Origin of the sequence: Streptomyces sp. NBC_00083 (assembly GCF_026343295.1) — a bacterium.
In the GTDB taxonomy this organism is placed as follows: Bacteria; Actinomycetota; Actinomycetes; order Streptomycetales; family Streptomycetaceae; genus Streptomyces.
The window spans coordinates 217,878-236,087 of sequence record NZ_JAPELY010000002.1; the positions used below are offsets into that span (position 1 = coordinate 217,878).

Genomic DNA, 18,210 nt, shown 5'->3' on the forward strand with positions numbered 1-18,210 from the left:
GCCCACGTCGCCCTCAGTGGCGGCGGTGGCACTGACCCGGAGAACCTGACATCCCATGAAGGTCAAGCCGAGCGTCAAGAAGATCTGCGACAAGTGCAAGGTGATCCGCCGTCACGGCCGGGTCATGGTCATCTGCGACAACCTGCGCCACAAGCAGCGCCAGGGCTGACGCACGCCGACCGACCTGCACTCCGCAGTTCTTCGAGCGACGCGAGCAAAACGTACATACGCAGCACCCACCTGGCCGGTTTCCCCGGCTGGTGACACCTCCGGCGGGGGCCGGGGACCCGAAACGTACCTAGTACGGCGGTCGGGAGCGGCGCTGTGGAAGACCCCCGAAAACAACTGGAGCCAGTAAATGGCACGCGTTTCCGGTGTCGACATCCCGCGCGAAAAGCGCGTGGAGATCGCACTCACCTACGTCTTCGGTATCGGGCGTACCCGGTCCAAGGAGATCCTCGCCTCGACCGGCGTGAACCCGAACACCCGCGTTCGTGACCTGGCCGAAGAGGACCTGGTCAAGATCCGCGAGTACGTGGACGCCAACCTCCGCACCGAGGGTGACCTTCGCCGTGAGGTTGCCGCCGACATCCGCCGCAAGGTCGAGATCGGCTGCTACCAGGGTCTGCGCCACCGTCGTGGTCTGCCGGTCCACGGTCAGCGCACCAGCACGAACGCTCGTACCCGCAAGGGCCCGCGTCGCGCCATCGCCGGTAAGAAGAAGCCGGGCAAGAAGTAGTCCACAGCGGACGCTTTTCAGCGGTCTTCGCTGTAGGACCGATCACCTCCCCTCCATCTGGAGTAAGACATGCCCCCCAAGGGTCGTCAGGGCGCTGCCAAGAAGGTGCGCCGCAAGGAAAAGAAGAACGTCGCTCACGGCCACGCGCACATCAAGAGCACGTTCAACAACACCATCGTCTCGATCACGGACCCCTCGGGCAACGTGATCTCCTGGGCGTCCGCCGGCCACGTCGGCTTCAAGGGCTCCCGCAAGTCGACTCCGTTCGCCGCGCAGATGGCCGCCGAGTCGGCCGCCCGCCGCGCGCAGGAGCACGGCATGCGCAAGGTTGACGTCTTCGTCAAGGGTCCGGGCTCCGGCCGCGAGACCGCGATCCGCTCCCTCCAGGCCACTGGCCTCGAGGTCGGCTCGATCCAGGACGTCACCCCGACGCCGCACAACGGCTGCCGTCCCCCGAAGCGCCGCCGCGTCTGATCCGGGGCGGCGCTCCCCGCGCCGCCGCGTCTGACGCGAGGTTGCCTCAAGGATTGCCTTGAAGGCTCGGGCGGTACGGCTCCTTGGAGGCGTGCCGCCCGTACCCTTGCAGTACGCAGTACCCAGCAGGGCATCAAATAGTGGGTGCCCATGACTGAAGGATCTTCCCATGCTTATCGCTCAGCGCCCTTCGCTGACCGAAGAGGTCGTTGACGAGTACCGCTCGCGGTTCGTCATCGAGCCCCTGGAGCCCGGCTTCGGCTACACGCTCGGCAACTCCCTGCGTCGTACGCTCCTCTCCTCGATCCCCGGTGCCGCTGTCACCAGCATCCGGATCGACGGTGTCCTGCACGAGTTCACCACCGTGCCGGGCGTCAAGGAGGACGTCACCGACCTCATCCTCAACATCAAGCAGCTGGTCGTCTCCTCGGAGCACGACGAGCCGGTCGTGATGTACCTGCGCAAGCAGGGTCCCGGCCTGGTCACCGCTGCTGACATCGCCCCGCCGGCCGGTGTCGAGGTGCACAACCCCGACCTGGTGCTCGCCACGCTCAACGGCAAGGGCAAGCTGGAGATGGAGCTGACCGTCGAGCGCGGTCGCGGCTACGTCTCCGCCGTGCAGAACAAGCAGCTGGGCCAGGAGATCGGCCGCATCCCGGTCGACTCCATCTACTCCCCGGTGCTCAAGGTCACGTACAAGGTCGAGGCGACCCGTGTCGAGCAGCGCACCGACTTCGACAAGCTGATCGTCGACGTCGAGACCAAGCAGGCCATGCGTCCCCGTGACGCCATGGCGTCGGCCGGTAAGACCCTGGTCGAGCTGTTCGGTCTGGCGCGCGAGCTCAACATCGACGCCGAGGGCATCGACATGGGCCCGTCCCCGACGGACGCCGCTCTCGCCGCCGATCTCGCCCTGCCGATCGAGGAGCTGGAGCTCACCGTTCGGTCGTACAACTGCCTCAAGCGTGAGGGCATCCACTCCGTGGGTGAGCTCGTGGCGCGCTCCGAGGCCGACCTGCTCGACATCCGCAACTTCGGTGCGAAGTCGATCGACGAGGTCAAGGCGAAGCTGGCCGGTATGGGCCTCGCCCTGAAGGACTCGCCTCCCGGCTTCGACCCGACCGCCGCGGCCGACGCCTTCGGCGCGGACGACGACGCGGATGCCGGGTTCGTGGAGACCGAGCAGTACTGATCGGTCTCCGCCTGCGGGCCGGCCACGGCTGGTCGCGCACACGCGACGGAGTCGCACATCGGCTCTTTCCCGCGCCCCTTACGGGGCGCGGGTCTCCGACAGGTAACCGCCTGCTCGGACACTGACATCGGTACCTCGTACGGCCGGTGCAGATCACTAGGAGAATCACCATGCCGCGTCCCGCAAAGGGTGCACGTCTCGGCGGCAGCGCCGCGCACGAGAAGCTGCTCCTCGCCAACCTGGCGAAGTCGCTCTTCGAGCACGGCCGCATCACGACGACCGAGGCCAAGGCCCGCCGCCTTCGTCCCGTCGCCGAGCGCCTGATCACCAAGGCGAAGAAGGGCGACATCCACAACCGTCGCCTGGTGCTGCAGACGATCACCGACAAGGGCATCGTCCACACCCTCTTCACCGAGATCGCGCCCCGCTACGAGGAGCGTCCGGGTGGCTACACCCGTATCACCAAGATCGGCAACCGCCGTGGTGACAACGCGCCGATGGCCGTGATCGAGCTGGTCGAGGGCGAGATCGCCAAGAAGGCGACCGTCGCCGAGGCCGAGGCCGCCACCGTGCGCGCCGTCAAGGAGTCCGAGGCCAAGGCCGAGGACACCACGCCGGCCGACGAGGCGAAGGACGCGTAAGCGTTCTTGAAGGCTGTGGACGGGCCCGTTCCCTTCGGGGGGCGGGCCCGTTCCGCTGTGTGGATGCTCTGAGAGGATCGGTTACGTGAGCGATGAGGTGGAGCCCGGCCACGTCCGGGTGCGTCTTGACCTGTCGTACGACGGCAAGGACTTCTCCGGCTGGGCCCGGCAGCCGTTCGGCCGCCGGACCGTGCAGGGCGAGATCGAGGACGCGCTGCGCACGGTGACGCGGTCGCAGGTGCCCTACGGCCTGACCGTCGCCGGGCGTACGGACGCCGGGGTGCACGCGCGCGGCCAGGTCGCCCATGTCGACCTGCCCGAGGACGTGTGGGCCGAGCACCGCGAGAAGCTGCTGCGGCGCCTCGCCGGGCGGCTCCCGCACGACGTGCGGATCTGGCGGATCGCCGAGGCGCCCAGCGGGTTCAACGCGCGGTTCGCGGCGATCTGGCGGCGGTACGCGTACCGGGTGACCGACGACATCGGCGGCGTCGACCCGCTGCTGCGGGGTCATGTCCTGTGGCACGACTGGGAGTTGGACGTCGAGGCCATGAACGCGGCGTCGGCCGCGCTGGTCGGCGAGCACGACTTCGCGGCGTACTGCAAGAAGCGCGAGGGCGCCACCACCATCCGTACGCTCCAGGAGCTGTCCTGGGTGCGCGGTGACGACGGGATCGTCACCGCGACCGTGCGGGCGGACGCGTTCTGTCACAACATGGTGCGCTCCCTGGTGGGCGCGCTGCTGCACGTCGGCGACGGGCACCGGGATGTGGAGTGGCCCGGGAAGGTGCTCGATGCCGCCGTGCGCGACTCCTCCGTGCACGTGGTGAAGCCGCACGGTCTCACCCTGGAGGAAGTGGGCTACCCCGCCGACGAGTTGCTAGCCGCGCGGGCCAAGGAGGCACGCAACGTGCGCACGCTGCCCGGGAGTTCAGGCGGCGGGCTGGGCGGCTGCTGCTGACGCCTGGTTGCGGCCCCGGGCGACGATCTGGTCGAAGACGAACTGGGCGAGGTCGTCGCCGGCGGTGAAGACGGGGGTGTCGCCCTTGGTCACGTTCTTGCCGTCGGCGAAGCCGCCGGTCGTGAAGTAGGCGTAGCGGCCGTAGGAGTTGGTGGTCCTGCGGCAGACCGCGCCGTCCCGGCAGAACGTCGCGACGCCCGCGCCGGACAGGGAGGCGATGCCGCCCGATGCCTGTTCCTTCGCCTTCTTGGCGGCGGTGTCCGTGTCGAACACGGCGACGCCCACGGTGACGGCGACACCGGACTTGGTGAAGGTGGCCCGGATGACCTGGCGGCAGCCGTTGTTGGTGAGCGCCGTGCCGAGCGCGCCCTGGGTGGCCGCGGCGCAGGAGGTCACCTGGTCGGTGGGGCCCTTGGCGTAGACGCCGCTGCCCAGGGTCAGGCTCGTGCCGGGGAAGAGGGTGTCGGCGCCGAGCGGCGCCTTGTCCTTCTGGGCGCTCGCTATGTAGTCGTACGGGTTGGGCGGGGGCGGCGGGGCCACCTTGGAGAACGACGGCTGCGGGTGGGCGCTGTCGCTCGGCAGGGCCGGGGGAGAGGGCAGCTCGCTCGCGGATTTTCCGTCGTCCTGGGAACCGGCGCTGACGATCACGGTGGCGACCACCGCGACGACCGCCGCCGTGGCGAGCGCACCGCCCCCGATGAACAGCCACTTGCGGCGCCGGTTGCGCGCGGCCGACGCGTCGGCCAGGGCCGCCCAGTCCGGTGTCTGCTGATCCCCCGGGCCCCACCCGGGTCCCCCTTGCCCAAAGCTCATGCCGCGCATCCTAATTCGATTGTTCAGGGGGGCAGGGGCTGGGCGACAATCCGCACCATGGGACATCTAGAGGCTGCACACCTGGAGTACTACCTGCCGGACGGGCGGGTGCTGCTCGGCGACGCGTCGTTCCGGGTGGCGGAGGGCTCGGTGGTGGCCCTGGTCGGCGCCAACGGGGCCGGGAAGACGACGCTGCTCCGCATGATCTCCGGCGAGCTCCAGCCGCACGGCGGTTCGGTCACGGTGAGCGGCGGCCTCGGCGTGATGCCGCAGTTCGTCGGCTCGGTGCGGGACGAGCGGACCGTGCGCGACCTGCTGGTCTCGGTGGCGCAGCCGCGGATCAAGGAGGCGGCGGCCGCGGTGGACGCGGCCGAGCACCTGATCATGACGGTCGACGACGAGCCCGCGCAGATGCGGTACGCGCAGGCGCTCAGCGACTGGGCGGAGGCGCACGGCTACGAGGCCGAGACGGTGTGGGACATGTGCACCATGGCCGCGCTCGGGATGCCGTACGACAAGGCGCAGTTCCGCGAGGTGCGCACGCTCAGTGGCGGTGAGCAGAAGCGTCTGGTGCTCGAAGCGCTGCTGCGCGGGCCCGACGAGGTGCTGCTCCTGGACGAGCCGGACAACTATCTGGACGTCCCCGGCAAGCGCTGGCTGGAGGAGCGGCTGCGGGAGACCCGTAAGACCGTGCTGTTCGTCTCGCACGACCGGGAGCTGCTCTCGCGGGCCGCGGAGCGGATCGTGAGCCTGGAGCCGAGCCCCGCGGGGACGGACGTGTGGGTGCACGGCGCCGGGTTCGGCACCTACCACGAGGCGCGGCGCGAGCGGTTCGCGCGCTTCGAGGAGCTCAAGCGGCGCTGGGACGAGGAGCACGCGCGGCTGAAGGCGCTGGTCCTGCGGCTGCGCAACCAGGCCGCGATCAGCCCGGACATGGCGTCCAGGTACCACGCGATGCAGACGCGCTTCAAGCGGTTCGAGGACGCAGGCCCGCCGCCGGAGCCGCCGCGCGAGCAGGAGATCACCATGCGGCTGCGCGGCGGTCGTACCGGGGTGCGCGCCCTGACCTGCGAGAACCTTGAGCTGACCGGCTTGATGAAGCCGTTCTCGCTGGAGGTCTTCTACGGCGAGCGCGTCGCGGTGCTCGGCTCCAACGGCTCCGGCAAGTCGCACTTCCTGCGGATGCTCGCGGGGGACGCGTCGGTGGCGCACACCGGGAACTGGAAGCTGGGGGCGCGGGTGGTGCCCGGCCACTTCGCGCAGACCCACGCCCACCCCGAGCTGCTCGGGCGCACCCTGGTGGACATCCTGTGGAGCGAGCACGCCAAGGACCGCGGGGCCGCGATGTCGGTGCTGCGCCGCTACGAGCTGGAGCGGCAGGGCGACCAGCCCTTCGAGAAGCTCTCCGGCGGCCAGCAGGCCCGCTTCCAGATCCTGCTCCTGGAGCTGGCCGGCACCACCGCGCTGCTGCTCGACGAGCCGACGGACAACCTGGACCTGGAGTCGGCGGAGGCGCTGCAGGACGGTCTGGAGTCGTACGACGGGACGGTGCTCGCGGTGACCCACGACCGCTGGTTCTCGAAGTCGTTCGACCGTTATCTGGTCTTCGGCTCGGACGGAGTGGTGCGGGAGACGCCCGAGCCGGTGTGGGACGAGCGCCGAGTGGAGCGGGCGCGCTAGACGTTTGCGCAGGCCAGGGCCGGGGGTGCCGGATGCGGGCCGGGGGCCGTCGGGCGGTTTTGACCCGCCTGGGGGCGCCCGGGTATTCTTCTGGTTTGTTATGCGTATTGGCTCGGTCGTTCTCACGCGAAGAGCCGTTGCGCAGGTTCTCTGGAGCAGTTACCAGTGACTCGCATACGGGCAGCGTTCCCGGCACTGTGGGTCCAAGCTGCATGATCGCTTCAGGGTGCAATGTGTTTGGACCCCATCCACTAAGAAGCGAAGGCTACGAAGTGCGTACGTACAGCCCCAAGCCCGGCGACATCACTCGCCAGTGGCACGTCATTGATGCCCGGGACGTCGTCCTGGGTCGTCTGGCGACCACCGCCGCGAACCTCCTCCGGGGGAAGCACAAGCCTGTCTATGCCCCGCACATGGACATGGGTGACTTCGTCATCATCATCAACGCCGACAAGGTTCACCTGTCCGGCAACAAGAAGACCCAGAAGATGGCCTACCGCCACTCCGGCTACCCGGGCGGTCTCCGCGCGGTGCGCTACGACGACCTCCTGGCGAACAACCCGGAGAAGGCCGTCGAGAAGGCCATCAAGGGCATGATCCCCAAGAACACCCTGGGCCGTCAGATGCTCTCGAAGCTGAAGGTCTACTCGGGCGACCAGCACCCCCACGCTGCCCAGCAGCCGGTGCCGTTCGAGATCACCCAGGTCGCGCAGTAGTTCCGGCCACACCCCCTAAGACAGAAAAGAATCTGAGGAGCATCGTGGCCGAGACCACTGTCGAGACCCCCGTCGAGGGCGAAGAGACCTACGCGGAGGTCACCACCTTCGAGTCCGAGGTCCCCGTCGAGGGCGAGTACACCACCGAGTCGATGGCGTCCCGCTTCGGCGACCCGCAGCCGGCCGCCGGCCTGGGCCGTCGCAAGAACGCCATCGCCCGTGTCCGGATCGTTCCGGGCACCGGCAAGTGGAAGATCAACGGGCGTACGCTCGAGGACTACTTCCCGAACAAGGTCCACCAGCAGGAAGTCAACGAGCCCTTCAAGGTGCTCGAGCTCGACAACCGCTACGACGTCATCGCCCGCATCTCGGGTGGCGGCGTGTCCGGTCAGGCCGGCGCCCTGCGCCTCGGCGTGGCCCGCGCGCTGAACGAGGCCGACGTGGACAACAACCGCGGCGCCCTGAAGAAGGCCGGCTTCCTCTCCCGCGACGACCGTGCGGTCGAGCGCAAGAAGGCCGGTCTCAAGAAGGCCCGCAAGGCTCCGCAGTACAGCAAGCGCTAAATCCGCGCCTGCCACTACGGCTCTCGTTCGCCCCGGCAGCACTCTCCGTGCTGCCGGGGCGTTCGTCTATCTACCCCCCGCAGTTATCTACCCCGCACTTTCAGGTTTTCGGAGGACAGACGTGGGACGACTCTTCGGCACGGACGGCGTGCGCGGTGTCGCCAACTCGGATCTGACGGCCGAGCTCGCGCTCGGGCTTTCGGTCGCGGCGGCACATGTACTCGCCGAGGCGGGGACCTTCGAGGGACATCGGCCGACCGCCGTGGTCGGGCGTGACCCCCGGGCGTCGGGAGAGTTCCTGGAGGCCGCGGTCGTCGCGGGCCTCGCGAGCGCGGGCGTGGACGTCCTGCGGGTCGGTGTGCTGCCCACCCCCGCGGTGGCGTACCTCACCGGCGTGCTCGGCGCCGACCTCGGCGTGATGCTCTCCGCCAGCCACAACGCCATGCCGGACAACGGTGTCAAGTTCTTCGCGCGCGGCGGCCACAAGCTCGCCGACGAGCTGGAGGACCGCATCGAGTCGATCTACGAGCAGCACCGCACGGGTGCCCCGTGGGAGCGGCCGACCGGCGCCGGTGTGGGCCGCATCCGGTCCTACAGCGAGGGCTTCGACCGGTACGTCGCCCATCTGATCGGGGTGCTGCCCAACCGCCTCGACGGCCTGAAGGTCGTCCTGGACGAGGCGCACGGCGCGGCCGCCCGGGTCTCTCCGGAGGCGTTCGCGCGGGCCGGCGCCGAGGTCGTCACGATCGGTGCGGAGCCGGACGGGCTCAACATCAACGACGGCTGCGGCTCCACCCACCTCGGCCTCCTCAAGGCGGCCGTCGTGGAGCACGGCGCCGACCTCGGCATCGCGCACGACGGCGACGCCGACCGCTGCCTGGCCGTGGACGCCGACGGCAACGAGGTCGACGGCGACCAGATCCTCGCGGTGCTCGCGCTCGCCATGCGCGAGGCGGGCACGCTGCGCGGCAACACCGTCGTCGGCACCGTGATGTCCAACCTGGGCTTCAAGCTGGCCATGGAGGGCGAGGGCATCCAGCTCGTCCAGACCGGCGTCGGCGACCGCTACGTCCTGGAGTCGATGAAGGAGCACGGGTACGCGCTCGGCGGCGAGCAGTCCGGCCACGTGATCATCCTGGACCACGCGACCACCGGTGACGGCACGCTGACCGGTCTGATGCTGGCCGCCCGCGTCGCCGCGACCCGCCGCACCCTCGGCGACCTCGCCGGGGTCATGACGCGGCTGCCGCAGGTCCTGGTCAACGTCCCCGACGTCGACAAGTCCCGCGTCGCCACCTGCGCCGAGCTGGGCGTCGCGGTCAACGAGGCCGAGCGCGAGCTGGGCGCCACGGGGCGGGTGCTGCTGCGCCCCTCCGGCACCGAGCCGCTGGTCCGCGTGATGGTCGAGGCCGCCGACATCGAGCACGCCCGCTCGGTCGCGGGCCGCCTCGCCGACGTGGTCAAGTCGACGCTGGGCTAAGGCAGTCGACGCTTGCGCCTGCTCGCCCAGAAGAACTTCTGGGCGAGCAGCGTGAGTGTCCCGGCCAGCACGATGCCGCCGAGGTTGGCGAGCAGCTGCCAGCTGGAGCCCCAGGTCTGTCCGTAGTCCTGGTAGCTGAAGGCCATCGCCGCGTTGGCCGCGGCGGGCACGGTCGTCACCGAGATGGCCACCCCGATCAGCGCGCCGGACTTGGCGGAGGTCAGGGAGAGCGTGCCGGCGATGCCCGCGAGGAACGCGACGACGAACGACATCCAGTCGGGCTGGAAGATGAACGCGGTGTTCGGCCGGGCCGCCTCGATCATCGACTTGTCGAAGAGCCCGAACAGTTCCATCAGCCAGCCGAACCCGGCCGTGAGCAGCATCGCCGAGGCGAAGCCCACCACCAGCGCGAGCAGTGAGCGTCCCACCAGGCGCGGGGCTCGGCGGACCAGCGCGGTACAGATCCCGGCCAGCGGGCCGAACTCCGGCCCCACCGCCATGGCGCCCACGATGAGGATCGCGTTGTCCAGCATCACTCCGCACGCGGCGAGCATGGTGGCGATGGCCAGGAACGCCACGTAGGTCACCGAGAGCGTCGACTCCTCGTGCGTCGCGTCCGTCAGGGACTCCCACAGCACGGCGTCGGCGCCCTCGCCCGGTGCCGCCGTCTCGGCCTCGTCGGCCCGCCGCGACAGGGACAGCTCGATGTGGTCGACGGCGATCGAGCCGTCCCGGTCCAGGCCGAGCGCGCGCAGCTCGGCGATGAGGCCGTCGCCGGCCTCGCGCGCGACGTCGCACAGCACGAGGTCGCCCGCCGGGTCGCGGGCCGCGCCGGACAGCACCACCAGGTGGGCGGTGCCGACCGTCGACTCCACGGTGCGCACCACCGCCTCGGTGCGGTCGGCCGGCACGATCAGTCGTAGGTGCAGCACGGTTCCTCGCCGGGTCGGGGCTTGCGCGTTCTCAGAGCTTGCGGAGCGAGATCTTCTGGATCTTGTGGTCCGGCCCCTTGCGCACGACGAGCGTGGCCCGGCCGCGCGTGGGGGCCACGTTCTCCACCAGGTTGGGCCGGTTGATGGTCCGCCAGGTCGTGCGGGCGTAGTCCAGGGCCTCCTCCTCGGAGACCTGCGTGTACTTGCGGAAGTACGAGAACGGGTTCTGGAACGCCGTCTCGCGCAGCTTGCGGAACCGGTTGAGGTACCAGGTCTCGATGTCCTCGGTGCGGGCGTCGACGTACACACTGAAGTCGAAGTAGTCCGCGAGGCCCACCCGGGTGCGGCCGTCCTGGCCGGGCAGGGCGGGCTGGAGGACGTTGAGGCCCTCCACGATGAGGATGTCGGGGCGGCGCACCACGAGCCGCTCGTCCGGCACGATGTCGTAGATCAGGTGCGAGTAGACGGGCGCGGTGACCTCGTCCTTGCCCGCCTTGATGTCCGCGACGAACCGGGTCAGCGCCCGGCGGTCGTACGACTCGGGGAACCCCTTGCGCGACATCAGGCCGCGCCGCTCCAGCTCCGCCATCGGGTACAGGAAGCCGTCGGTGGTGACCAGCTCGACCCGCGGGTGCTCGGGCCAGCGGGCGAGCAGCGCCTGGAGCAGCCTGGCCACCGTCGACTTGCCGACCGCCACCGAGCCGGCGACGCCTATGACGAACGGGGTGCCGTGCTGGGTGCCGTGCCCGTTGCCGGCGTCGCCCAGGAACGTGTTGAGGGTGCCGCGCAGATGCGCGGTCGCCTCCACGTACAGGTTGAGCAGCCGGGACAGCGGCAGATAGATGTCGCGCACTTCATCGAGGTCGATGACGTCGCCGAGCCCGCGCAGGCGCTCGACCTCGTCGGCGGTGAGCGGCAGCGGCGTCTTGTCGCGCAGTGCGCTCCACTCTGCGCGTGTCAGGTCCACATAGGGAGTCGCCTCCGGCTTGCGGTGGGCGCTCCGTGGCGGCGAAGTGATCACGACTCCATTGTTGCGGCTGTATGACGTGCGTGGGGGGTGGGGTGGGTCACTTGCCGTAAGCCGCGAAAGGCGGACGAACGGTCGCGCCCGCCCCCGGGTGAGGCCGAAATGGGGGGTCACGGTCGTAGGCTGCCGCCATGTGCGGAATCGTGGGTTATGTGGGCGGGCAGTCGGCGCTTGACGTCGTGCTCGCGGGGCTGAAGCGGCTCGAATACCGCGGATACGACTCGGCGGGCGTCGCGGTGCTCTCCGACGGCGGGCTCGCCGCGGCGAAGAAGGCCGGCAAGCTGATCAATCTGGAGAAGGCGCTCCTGGAGGCGCCGCTGCCCGCCGGGGCCACCGGCATCGGGCACACCCGGTGGGCCACGCACGGCGGCCCTACGGACGCCAACGCGCATCCGCACCTGGACAACGCCGGGCGGGTCGCGGTCGTGCACAACGGGATCATCGAGAACTTCGCCGCGCTGCGCGCCGAGCTCGCCGAGCGCGGCCACCAGCTGGAGTCCGAGACGGACACCGAGGTCGTCGCGCACCTCCTGGCCGAGGGCTACTCCTCGGCGCAGGACCTCGCGGAGGCCATGCGGCAGGTGTGCCGGCGCCTCGAAGGCGCCTTCACGCTGGTCGCGGTCCACGCCGACGAGCCGGACGTGGTGGTGGGCGCGCGGCGCAACTCGCCGCTCGTGGTCGGCATCGGCGAGGGCGAGGCCTTCCTCGCCTCCGACGTCGCCGCGTTCATCGCGCACACCCGCTCCGCGATCGAGCTGGGCCAGGACCAGGTCGTCGAGCTGCGCCGGGACGGCGTCACCGTCACCGACTTCGACGGCGCGCCCGCCGAGACCCGGGCCTACCACGTCGACTGGGACGCGTCGGCCGCCGAGAAGGGCGGCTACGACTACTTCATGCTCAAGGAGATCGCCGAGCAGCCCAAGGCGGTCGCCGACACGCTGCTCGGCCGGATCGACGGGGCGGGCTCGCTCACCCTGGACGAGCTGCGCATCCCGCACGCGGTGCTGCGCGAGATCGACAAGGTCGTCGTCGTGGCGTGCGGAACGGCGTACCACGCGGGCATGATCGCGAAGCTGGCCATCGAGCACTGGACGCGGATCCCCTGCGAGACGGAGCTGGCCAGCGAGTTCCGCTACCGCGACCCCATTCTCGACCAGCGCACCCTGGTCATCGCCATCTCGCAGTCCGGCGAGACCATGGACACCCTGATGGCGCTGCGGCACGCTCGCGAGCAGGGCGCGAAGGTGCTCGCGATCTGCAACACCAACGGCTCGACGATCCCGCGCGAATCGGACGCGGTCCTCTACACCCACGCGGGCCCCGAGGTGGCGGTGGCCTCCACCAAGGCCTTCCTCACCCAGCTGGTGGCCTGCTACCTCGTGGCGCTCTACCTCGGCCAGGTGCGCGGCACCAAGTGGGGCGACGAGATCGGGGACGTCGTGCGCGACCTCGCCGAGATCGCCACGGAGGTCGACCGGGTCCTCGAAACGATGGAGCCCGTACGGGAGTTGGCGCGCTCGCTCGCCCACAAGAACACGGTGCTCTTCCTCGGCCGGCACGTGGGCTACCCGGTCGCCCTCGAAGGCGCGCTCAAGCTCAAGGAGCTGGCGTACATGCACGCGGAGGGGTTCGCGGCGGGGGAGCTGAAGCACGGCCCGATCGCGCTGATCGAGCAGGACCTGCCGGTGGTCGTGGTGGTGCCCTCGCCGCGCGGCCGCTCGGTGCTGCACGACAAGATCGTCTCCAACATCCAGGAGATCCGGGCGCGCGGGGCGCGGACCATCGTGATCGCGGAGGAGGGCGACCAGGCGGTCGTCCCCTACGCCGACCACCTCATCCGCATCCCGGCGACGCCCACACTGCTCCAGCCGCTGGTGGCGACCGTGCCGCTCCAGGTCTTCGCCTGCGAGCTCGCGACGGCGCGCGGCAACGAGGTGGACCAGCCGCGGAACCTGGCGAAGTCCGTCACGGTGGAGTGAGCCAATGCATCAGGGAGGGGTCAAGTGATCATCGGGGTCGGCATCGACGTGGCCGAGATCGAACGGTTCGGGGCGTCCATCGAGCGGACGCCCGCGATGCTCGAACGGCTCTTCGTGGAGCGGGAGTTGCTGCTGCCCGGCGGTGAGCGGCGCGGCGTCGCCTCACTGGCGGCCCGCTTCGCCGCGAAGGAGGCCCTCGCGAAGGCGCTGGGCGCGCCGGCGGGGCTGCTGTGGACGGACGCGGAGGTGTACGTCGAGGAGAGCGGCCGGCCCCGGCTCCGCGTCCGCGGGTCCGTGGCCGCGCGGGCGGCCGAGCTGGGGGTTCGGCAGTGGCATGTTTCGCTGAGCCACGATGCGGGGGTGGCGTCTGCGGTGGTGATCGCGGAGGGGTGAGGTCGCGTTGTGCGCGGGGTGCGCTCGCGTCCGGCATGCCGCGTCCGCCTCCAGCGCGGGCCACGCCGACACACCGCCCGCGCAGTTCCCCGCGCCCCTGGGTGGGCTGCCTTTGGCAGGGTGCCTGGCATTGGCATCCCCGCGCCCCTGGGCGGGTTGTCCTTGGCAGGGCGCCCGGCATTGGCATCCCTCACCCTTGGCGGGGTGCCTGGTCTCGGCATCCCTCTCCCTTGGCAGGGCGCCCAATTACGGCATCCTCAGCCTGTCCGGCGTTTGAGGACGAGCGCCTTTCGGGCGCGAACGGGGTCTGGGGCGGAGCCCCAGGGGCCTGGACCTCAGCCCCTCATCTCACCCCCGGAGGGTTTCGGGTAGGGGTGGGGTGGGGTGGGGCATCCCCCATCAACCCCGGTTTTCGTCTGCGGACCGTGCTGGGGCACCCGCGCAGTTCCCCGCGCCCCTAAAGACGTAGGGCACCCGGAGTCACGCCCGCGGCCCGCGCCCGCCGCGGCGGAGCCGCGCAAACGGCACAGCCCCGCGCCCCGAAAGACGTAGGGCACCCGGAGTCGCAGCCCGCACCCGTGCCCACCGCGGCGGAGCCGCGCAAACGGCACAGCCCCGCGCCCCTAAAGACGTAGGGCACCCGGAGTCGACCGGCCGCGCCCCCGTGAGGCACCCGGCGCCGAGGCGGGGAGGTTGGGGGTGGGGCGGAATGGGGAAGGGTGGGCGGCATGCGTACTGCTTATCGTGTGGAATCCGTCCGCGCCGCCGAAGCCGAGCTCATGCACCGCCTTCCCGAAGGCACCCTCATGCAACGAGCCGCCGCCGGCCTCGCCGCAGCCTGCGCCGACATGCTCGGCCGGGTGTACGCGGCGAGGATCGTGCTGCTCGTCGGCAGCGGCGACAACGGCGGCGACACGCTGTACGCCGGGTCCCGCCTCGCCCGCCGGGGCGCCGCCGTCCACGCCGTACTGCTCAGCCCCGACCGCGCCCACCCCGGGGGCCTCGCCGCGCTGAAGCGGGCCGGCGGCCGCGTCGCCGACGACCCGTTCGAGGTGCTGGCCACCGCCGACCTCGTACTCGACGGCATCACCGGCATCGGCGGGCACGGCGGGCTGCGTCCCGACGCGGTCCCCGTGGCCCGCGCCGCCCGGGGATCCAACGCGCTGGTCGTCGCCGTCGACCTGCCCAGCGGCGTGGACGCCGACACCGGCGAGGTGACGGGCGAGGCGCTGCGGGCGGATGCGACCGTCACGTTCGGGGCGTACAAGCCGGGCCTGCTCATCGACCCCGCGCGGGAGTACGCGGGGGCGGTGCGGCTGGTCCCCATCGGGCTCGGCCTGCCGTCCGTGCCGGAGGTCGAGGCGCTCCAACACGCCGATGTGGCCGACCTGTTGCCCACTCCGGCCGGTGAGAGCGACAAGTACCGCAGGGGTGTGGTGGGGGTCGTCGCCGGGTCGGCCCGCTACCCGGGCGCGGCCGTGCTCGCGGTGGCCGGCGCGCTGCGGGGCGGCGCGGGGGCGGTGCGGTACGTCGGTCCCGGCGGGGACGCCGTGCTGGCGCGGTTCCCCGAGACCCTGGTCTCGGACGGCCCGCCCGCCAAGGCCGGACGGGTGCAGGCGTGGGTGGTCGGCCCCGGGCTCGGCGACGGGCCGGGCGTGGACGAGGTGCTCGCGTCGGACGTGCCGGTCCTCGTGGACGCGGACGGGCTGCGCGGGCTCGACCCCCGTACGGTACGGGCCCGCTCGGCGGAGACCCTGCTCACCCCGCACGCGGGCGAGGCGGCCGCGCTGCTCGGGGTGGCGCGCGAGCGGGTGGAGGCCGAACGGCTGGCGTCGGTGCGGGAGCTGGCCGAACGGTTCGGGGCGACGGTGCTCCTGAAGGGGTCGACCACGCTGGTCGCGGAGGCGGGCGGAGCGGCGGTACGGGCCAACGCGACCGGCACGCCCTGGCTGGCGACGGCGGGCAGCGGCGATGTGCTGTCGGGGCTCGCGGGGTCGTTGCTCGCGGCGGGGTGCGGTGCGCGGGACGCGGCGTCGGCCGCGGCCTACTTGCACGGTCTTGCCGGGCGGCGGGCGGCCCAGGGCGCGCCCACGACGGCGTACGCGGTGGCCGAGGCCCTCCCGTCGGCCTGGCGTGACATCACCCGCCCCCCAGCCGCCTGACCCGCCCCGAGGTCCCGCCCCGGCCCGAAGGCCGCCCGCCCTCAAACGCCGGACGGCACCAGTGCCGCCCGGGGGGCGCGGGGAACTGCGCGCCCGGTCCCCGCGGTCCGCACCCGAAGAGCGAACCGGGGCGGCGGTGAACCCACCCCCGGGGTGACACGCACCGCGCGGCTTCCGCGACACGCCGGGGGCGGGGGGTTCGCTGGGGGAATGACACCAGGACATTCACGTAGCAATCGCTACAAATGGGGCACCTGTGGCCTTGCCCTCGCCGCCGCACTCACCCTGGGAGCCGCCGCCCCCGCCCCCGGCGACCCCCCACCCCCGCCGAGCCTCAGACCCGTCGCACCCGGCACCGTCGCCCCCGGCACCACCCCGGGCGCCAGCACCGCCGTCCCCGGCGAACCCGCGCCCCCCGCGCCCGGCAACTCCGCCCCCGAGCCCAGCGAGGCCCTCGTGCCCGGCATCGCCGAGGCCCAGGCGGAGCCGGTCGATACGCCGGACCAGGTGCTGCCGCCGCTCGTCTACCAGCCGGGCGCCGACGAGGACCGGGCCGAGCCCGCCGAGGCGCCGGCCGGCGCGTACCGCCTCGTCGAATACGTACCGCGCAGCGAGGTCGCCGCCAAGCCGGGCAGCTGCACCACCAGGACCGGGCCGCACCAGCGCCAGGTCGAGCAGTGGCTCGGGCTGAAGGCCGACGGGCGGCAGTCGCCCGCGGACTGCGCCGCGATCCGCAAGTTCCAGCAGGCGCAGGGCATCTCACCCACCATCGGCTTCGCGGGCCCGGTCACCTGGTCGCGGATGCAGTTCCTGTCCGCGCGCAAGAACCCCAACGCCGCCCACAAGTGCCCCGTGAAGAAGACGCGGGTGGCCTGCGTCGACCTCAACCGGCAGCTGATGTGGGTACAGACCGGCAAGAAGGTGACGTACGGTCCGGTGCCGATCCGCAGCGGACGGGCCTCGCTGCCCACCCGGGCCGGCTGGCACAAGGTCTACTGGCGGCACAAGAACCACTGGTCGACCATCTACCACCAGTCCATGCCCTACGCCCAGTTCTTCGACGGCGGCCAGGCCTTCCACGCGATCTACCACAGCGTGTACACCACCGTCGGCAGCCAGGGCTGCGTCAACCTCACCCTCGCCGACGCGCGCAGCCTCTGGAACGCCCTGCGCACCGGCGACGGCGTCTATGTGTGGGGGCACCGCGAGGGCACCTGAGCGGCACCGGGGCGGATGTGTCCCGCGGCACAATCCGGGTCCTCGTACGCTCTGAGAGACTTGGCGCGATGACCGCGATGACTCAATACCCCGCCGAGCGCGCCCGCGCCGAGATCGACCTGGGCGCGCTGCGTGCCAACGTCCGGACGCTGCGCGCCTGTTCACCGGGCGCGCAGCTCATGGCCGTGGTGAAGGCGGACGCCTACGGGCACGGCGCGCTGCCGTGCGCGCGGGCCGCGCAGGAGGCGGGCGCCGCCTGGATCGGCACCGCCACCCCCGACGAGGCGCTCGCCCTGCGCGCGGCCGGCGTCGAGGGCCGGATGATGTGCTGGCTGTGGACGCCCGGCGGCCCCTGGCGCGAGGCGGTCGAGGCGGACATCGACGTCTCGGTGAGCGGGATGTGGGCGCTGCGCGAGGTCATCGAGGCGGCCCGCGCCGCCGGGCGCACGGCCAGGGTCCAGCTCAAGGCCGACACCGGCCTCGGCCGCAACGGCTGCCAGCCCGCCGACTGGCCGGAACTGGTGCACGCGGCGCTCGCCGCCCCCGGGGTGAGGGTCACCGGCCTCTGGTCGCACTTCGCCTGCGCCGACGAGCCGGGCCACCCCTCGATCGCGGCCCAGCTCTCGGTGTTCCAGGAGATGACGGCGTACGCGGAGAAGGCGGGCATCACCCCCGAGGTGCGGCACATCGCCAACTCGCCGGCCACCCTCACCCTCCCCGAGTCCCACTTCGACCTCGTCCGCACCGGCATCGCCATGTACGGCGTCTCGCCCGCGCCCGAGCTGGGCACCGCGCGGGAACTCGGGCTGCGTCCGGTCATGACGCTCTCCGCGTCGGTGGCGCTGTCCAAGCACGTTCCGGCGGGTCACGGCGTCAGTTACGGGCATCAGTACGTCACCAGGAGCGAGACCACCCTCGGTCTCGTCCCGCTCGGTTACGCCGACGGCATTCCGCGGCACGCGTCCGGGCGGGGCCCGGTCCTGGTGGGCGGAAAGGTGCGGACCGCGGCGGGCCGCATTGCCATGGACCAGTTCGTGGTCGACCTTGAGGGGGACACGGTCGAGGCGGGCGCGCGGGCGGTGCTGTTCGGTCCGGGCGACGGGGGAGAGCCGACGGCGGAGGACTGGGCGCGGGCGGCGGACACCATCGCCTACGAGATCGTGACGCGCATCGGCGCGCGGGTTCCCCGCGTCTACGTCCACGCGTCGGCCGGCGAGGAAGCGTAAGAGCGGCTACGAGCAGG

18 protein-coding genes are annotated in these 18,210 nt (G+C 71.4%); 15 read left to right on the plus strand and 3 right to left on the minus strand.

What is annotated here, in order from left to right; translation table 11 throughout:
• Positions 1 to 55: 55 nt before the first annotated feature.
• From rpmJ to truA, 6 genes are all read left to right on the plus strand, one after another.
• Entirely contained in the window at positions 56 to 169 is a 114-nt protein-coding gene (gene rpmJ / locus OOJ98_RS17480) for a 50S ribosomal protein L36 (RefSeq protein ID WP_003956441.1), read from the plus strand.
• Positions 170 to 358: 189 nt separating this feature from the next.
• Positions 359 to 739 (plus strand): 30S ribosomal protein S13, encoded by a 381-nt coding sequence (gene rpsM, locus OOJ98_RS17485; RefSeq protein ID WP_053727621.1) that lies wholly within the window; start codon positions 359 to 361, stop codon positions 737 to 739.
• 69 nt (positions 740 to 808) lie between these two features.
• Complete coding sequence (gene rpsK / locus OOJ98_RS17490; protein ID WP_003956432.1) at positions 809 to 1,213, plus strand: 30S ribosomal protein S11; 405 nt, start codon at positions 809 to 811, stop codon at positions 1,211 to 1,213.
• Positions 1,214 to 1,382: 169 nt separating this feature from the next.
• Entirely contained in the window at positions 1,383 to 2,405 is a 1,023-nt protein-coding gene (locus OOJ98_RS17495; RefSeq protein WP_010473911.1) for a DNA-directed RNA polymerase subunit alpha, read from the plus strand.
• Between the two features lie 170 nt (positions 2,406 to 2,575).
• Entirely contained in the window at positions 2,576 to 3,046 is a 471-nt protein-coding gene (gene rplQ / locus OOJ98_RS17500; protein ID WP_267055820.1) for a 50S ribosomal protein L17, read from the plus strand.
• 85 nt (positions 3,047 to 3,131) lie between these two features.
• The gene (gene truA, locus OOJ98_RS17505; protein ID WP_267055821.1) at positions 3,132 to 4,004 is read left to right on the plus strand and encodes a tRNA pseudouridine(38-40) synthase TruA; all 873 of its coding nucleotides are present in this window, start codon (positions 3,132 to 3,134) and stop codon (positions 4,002 to 4,004) included.
• On the opposite strand, the gene OOJ98_RS17510 is transcribed toward truA, so the two are convergent.
• Positions 3,975 to 4,817 (minus strand): hypothetical protein, encoded by an 843-nt coding sequence (locus OOJ98_RS17510; RefSeq protein ID WP_267055822.1) that lies wholly within the window; start codon positions 4,815 to 4,817, stop codon positions 3,975 to 3,977. The genes truA and OOJ98_RS17510 overlap by 30 nt on opposite strands.
• Positions 4,818 to 4,874: 57 nt before the next feature.
• Here OOJ98_RS17510 and OOJ98_RS17515 point away from each other — a divergent pair, with 57 nt between their 5' ends.
• The 4 genes from OOJ98_RS17515 to glmM all read left to right on the plus strand — a co-directional run bounded on the left by OOJ98_RS17515 (position 4,875) and on the right by glmM (position 9,256).
• Positions 4,875 to 6,497, plus strand: coding sequence for an ABC-F family ATP-binding cassette domain-containing protein (locus OOJ98_RS17515; protein WP_267055823.1), 1,623 nt, complete (start codon positions 4,875 to 4,877; stop codon positions 6,495 to 6,497).
• 272 nt (positions 6,498 to 6,769) lie between these two features.
• Positions 6,770 to 7,213, plus strand: coding sequence for a 50S ribosomal protein L13 (gene rplM, locus OOJ98_RS17520; RefSeq protein WP_267055824.1), 444 nt, complete (start codon positions 6,770 to 6,772; stop codon positions 7,211 to 7,213).
• 44 nt (positions 7,214 to 7,257) lie between these two features.
• The gene (gene rpsI, locus OOJ98_RS17525) at positions 7,258 to 7,776 is read left to right on the plus strand and encodes a 30S ribosomal protein S9 (RefSeq protein ID WP_161245589.1); all 519 of its coding nucleotides are present in this window, start codon (positions 7,258 to 7,260) and stop codon (positions 7,774 to 7,776) included.
• A gap of 121 nt (positions 7,777 to 7,897) precedes the next feature.
• On the plus strand, positions 7,898 to 9,256 hold the full coding sequence (gene glmM, locus OOJ98_RS17530; protein WP_267055825.1) for a phosphoglucosamine mutase: 1,359 nt from the start codon (positions 7,898 to 7,900) through the stop codon (positions 9,254 to 9,256).
• On the opposite strand, the gene OOJ98_RS17535 is transcribed toward glmM, so the two are convergent.
• The gene (locus OOJ98_RS17535; RefSeq protein ID WP_267055826.1) at positions 9,253 to 10,188 is read right to left on the minus strand and encodes a DUF389 domain-containing protein; all 936 of its coding nucleotides are present in this window, start codon (positions 10,186 to 10,188) and stop codon (positions 9,253 to 9,255) included. The genes glmM and OOJ98_RS17535 overlap by 4 nt on opposite strands.
• A 31-nt stretch (positions 10,189 to 10,219) precedes the next feature.
• A complete protein-coding gene (gene coaA / locus OOJ98_RS17540) occupies positions 10,220 to 11,209 on the minus strand; it encodes a type I pantothenate kinase (RefSeq protein WP_267055827.1) in 990 nt (329 codons plus the stop codon).
• Positions 11,210 to 11,346: 137 nt separating this feature from the next.
• On the opposite strand from coaA, the gene glmS reads away from it, so the two are divergent.
• The 5 genes from glmS (at position 11,347) to alr (ending at position 18,193) form a co-directional block, all read left to right on the plus strand.
• Entirely contained in the window at positions 11,347 to 13,194 is a 1,848-nt protein-coding gene (gene glmS, locus OOJ98_RS17545; protein ID WP_267055828.1) for a glutamine--fructose-6-phosphate transaminase (isomerizing), read from the plus strand.
• 24 nt (positions 13,195 to 13,218) lie between these two features.
• Positions 13,219 to 13,587, plus strand: coding sequence for a holo-ACP synthase (locus tag OOJ98_RS17550; RefSeq protein WP_267055829.1), 369 nt, complete (start codon positions 13,219 to 13,221; stop codon positions 13,585 to 13,587).
• Between the two features lie 728 nt (positions 13,588 to 14,315).
• Positions 14,316 to 15,749 (plus strand): NAD(P)H-hydrate dehydratase, encoded by a 1,434-nt coding sequence (locus tag OOJ98_RS17555; protein ID WP_267055830.1) that lies wholly within the window; start codon positions 14,316 to 14,318, stop codon positions 15,747 to 15,749.
• 210 nt (positions 15,750 to 15,959) lie between these two features.
• A complete protein-coding gene (locus tag OOJ98_RS17560; protein WP_267055831.1) occupies positions 15,960 to 16,967 on the plus strand; it encodes a L,D-transpeptidase family protein in 1,008 nt (335 codons plus the stop codon).
• 77 nt (positions 16,968 to 17,044) lie between these two features.
• The gene (alr, locus tag OOJ98_RS17565; RefSeq protein ID WP_267057004.1) at positions 17,045 to 18,193 is read left to right on the plus strand and encodes an alanine racemase; all 1,149 of its coding nucleotides are present in this window, start codon (positions 17,045 to 17,047) and stop codon (positions 18,191 to 18,193) included.
• Positions 18,194 to 18,210: the final 17 nt, after the last annotated feature.